Origin of the sequence: Novosphingobium sp. SG707, from assembly GCF_012275515.1 — a bacterium.
In the GTDB taxonomy this organism is placed as follows: domain Bacteria; phylum Pseudomonadota; class Alphaproteobacteria; order Sphingomonadales; family Sphingomonadaceae; genus Novosphingobium.
Map to the genome: position 1 here is coordinate 1 of NZ_JAAZQL010000031.1, position 3,107 is coordinate 3,107.

The window sequence follows — 3,107 nt, forward strand, 5'->3', positions numbered from 1 at the left end:
CCCCCCATGATCCGATGACCAAACAGGCGGCATAACAAAAACCAGGTGAGCTTAACTTAGCCGCAAACCTGTCCAGGAAGGCGGGACCACCTCACATTTTTCCTGCCTAAGGGGCCGATAGCTACCCTCCCCGACAAATCTAACCCACTGGCAGCTATGCCTTATGCCTCCGGGATAGGTCATGGGCGGAAAAGTTAGGGGAAGCGGTCGTTCGCTATCGTCGAGGGCACGTTGACGCTGGGGTCAGCATCACGTTCCTGTATGTGAGGGGGAAGCGTCGATCCCCGTCGTCGGTTTCCAGTGTCGCATACCCTTTGAACGTCGCCGGAATGAGACCCTTACCGCCCGCGTCAGATGTTCGAATGTCGGCTCGCTGTATGGGGGCATTAAGGGTCACCAGTACGAAAGCACGTAACTCCTTCGGATTGCTTTGATTAAGCCATGTGGCACCTTGGCTTCCCTCTCCCGACAATTCTCCGTTGGGCGATGCGCTGCGACCGGCTTTGATCCGCCACCCTCCGGGTATGCGACAGACCGAGATGAATTCTACCCCCCACGTCTCAATCGAGAACGCTTTGACGCTTTGAGTGTCTTTGACCGGCAAGCCTATGACCGAGAGAAGATAGGTTCGTGGATGGTTAGCGGCGGATGCAGGGGTCGGAGCCAGAAGCAGGAGCGGGAAAAGCGATTTCATTGATAGATAATCCGCCATGTTTCTAATGTCCGCAACTGGGTCGTGTCCTGAACGGCGCTTATCGTCGAAATATGGTCGGAAGCGGTCGCTAGAACTTGGCCTTGGACATCTCGACGCCCAGCGCCTTGCAGGCGCGGACATCGCCTCCACACCGCAGGTGAACAGGCTCACCAAACCGCCTACATATGGCTGCCGGGAACGCAGCATGCTTGCGGTTCGCGACCCACCACAATGTCCTTCTGTGATCGTCAAAATACGTTGTTATTCCATTGGCTTCTCGCCAATGGCGTATTGCTGGTGAGCCGCCCAGATGATCCGCTAGAATGGTAGCCGAGGGCATGCCAGCGCTGCATACTGGCCCGTGGTCGGCAAGGGCTGACGCTGCCAGCAGGAATATGAATGCCATCATCATGAGCCATCATTCTCACTGCTGATCGACGTCCGCAAGCGTGTCGTGTCCGGAACGGCGTTTATCGTCCGAATATGGTGGGGAGCGGAGGTTGAATCTCCGGCAAAGCCGCGCAATGATGGGCAATGAATACGAACCTATTTACGTTTGGCCTTTTGGCATTCGCGTTGTTTTGCGCTGCTTGCAAGCCATCCATAATCTCTCAGGATGGCTGTGACGTTGCGCTACGCCATGCGAAAGACTTCAAAGCAATATCCGGCATCCCTATTGCTATGAAGCATTCGCCGGGTGCAGATGAAATATCGATTTCAACGCTGGAAAGAATTGAGACTTTTCTAAAAGAGCGCCCCGAATTCAAGAACGATCCAATCGTCCCATTGGAGCGCAAGTTGGCAGTTCTGCGCAATGTTAGTGTCGTAGGGTCGTGCCCTGAACTAGAAGGGTGGTACAGAAATAATAGCACTATCTTGGATGACAGCATTTACGACAATGTGGCGAAGGAAATGCCGCCTCTTGATCGTCCGGATAGAGCGGCGTTGAAAAGCGCAATGCTAGAAATGTCGGCTCCAGTTATCTCTGATGACGGCAACACGGCCTATTTCTACGTCGCCGAAGCGACCCGGACTGCTGGTGGGCACTTCTCTATTACTTACAGAAAAAATGCTGTGGGTGATTGGCATTTGAGCAGCAAGAACCCAACCGATGGCGTCCCCTAAACAACCGCTTTTGGTGGGCTGCCGTCTAATCAGCGGCGCGTGGGTCGTATTTCGCACCGGCGGGCCACCAAAGAGTAGGGCCGTGCGGTGTGTTTGCACCATCTAACGGACTGCGCATCGCAGGGTCGGGCTTGCACCAGTTCCAACGGTTCGTTGTTCTAGCCGCCCCGCCAAACACGCTCATGTCATCGGCGACGGTGACTCCCTCCCTGTCGAGTACTCTGCCAATGAACCGGCCTGCAGTATTGCGTCGGACTTCAACCAAATGCCAACCTCGATCCTCAGAAAGAGTACTCTCTAATTGGCTCTTGGCTACGCCAGCGAGGGCGGCTTCGGCCCAACAATGAGCCCAAGGTCCAAGCTCAGGAGCGTCGAGGTCAACGATATGAATGGCGCGTCCTCGGTCTATAATAGTGTCCCCGTCTAAGACATCTTCGAACGGCATCGATGGCACAGCGCGTGGATAGTGCCATTTGTCCGCGCTTATCCCGAGGCCGAAGCCAATGGCGAGAACGCCGAGGATTCCGAGCTGCATCGTGACAGTACGGGGGAATTTCAGCTGTCGCATCGACGTCTTATTCAGCTTTTCGCTAATGTCCGCAACCGGGCGGCAGCCGCCCGTCTCGTTATGGTGGGGAAGCGGACCTTCGTTGGCTTATCTATTGGGGAGCCTATTTGTCTGGCCCGCTATGGACGGCCGCGAACGCTCACGTAACCTGCAAAGACTGACAGGCCAGCAAAGAGCAGGCCAATTGCGAATTGCACGGTGATGTCCAGCCAAAACCGGAATGGCTCTGTAGCCCGCAAGGACATGCCGCCGCCCCTATGGAGAACGACACCATCTTGAACGCCAGCGATTGCTGCGTAGACCATGACGAATGCCATGAACGCTGCCACGACCATCATTACCATAGAAGTTAGGCGGGAAAGACCGCCGCGCTTGTTCACCATAAGCCTGCGATGCACCACTGAGCCAGTGTTCGCAACCGGCGTGTACGGAAAGGCGCTTGTCGTCGAAATTTGGTGGGAGCGGACATTGCCAGAACGGCGCATAGCCGACACACTAGGCCGATGATGTCCGAAACCGCTAAGCTGCCGAAGGGGCAAAGCTATCCTCTCAAACCGTCGATCTTGAAGGCGGCGCTCGTGACCGCGCAGGTGAGTGTAGTTACGCATCTGGTCCGCAGCCCTGGGTAACCGCCCGATTGCTACCGCAGCTTATAGGTCTTGACGATTTCGATGGTGGCAGGATCGGAGACAAAGTCCTGGAGGAATTGGTCCCATTCTT

General features: G+C 55.6%; 2 protein-coding genes. One reads left to right on the top strand and one right to left on the bottom strand.

Features of this window, described 5'->3' with window-relative positions:
* Positions 1 to 1,228: 1,228 nt before the first annotated feature.
* A complete protein-coding gene (locus FHW92_RS25410; RefSeq protein ID WP_168606073.1) occupies positions 1,229 to 1,819 on the top strand; it encodes a hypothetical protein in 591 nt (196 codons plus the stop codon).
* A 687-nt stretch (positions 1,820 to 2,506) separates the two neighbouring features.
* On the opposite strand, the gene FHW92_RS25415 is transcribed toward FHW92_RS25410, so the two are convergent.
* Positions 2,507 to 2,770 carry a hypothetical protein gene (locus tag FHW92_RS25415; protein ID WP_168606074.1) on the bottom strand — a complete coding sequence of 88 codons (264 nt, stop codon included), beginning with the start codon at positions 2,768 to 2,770 and terminating at the stop codon, positions 2,507 to 2,509.
* Positions 2,771 to 3,107 lie beyond the last annotated feature (337 nt).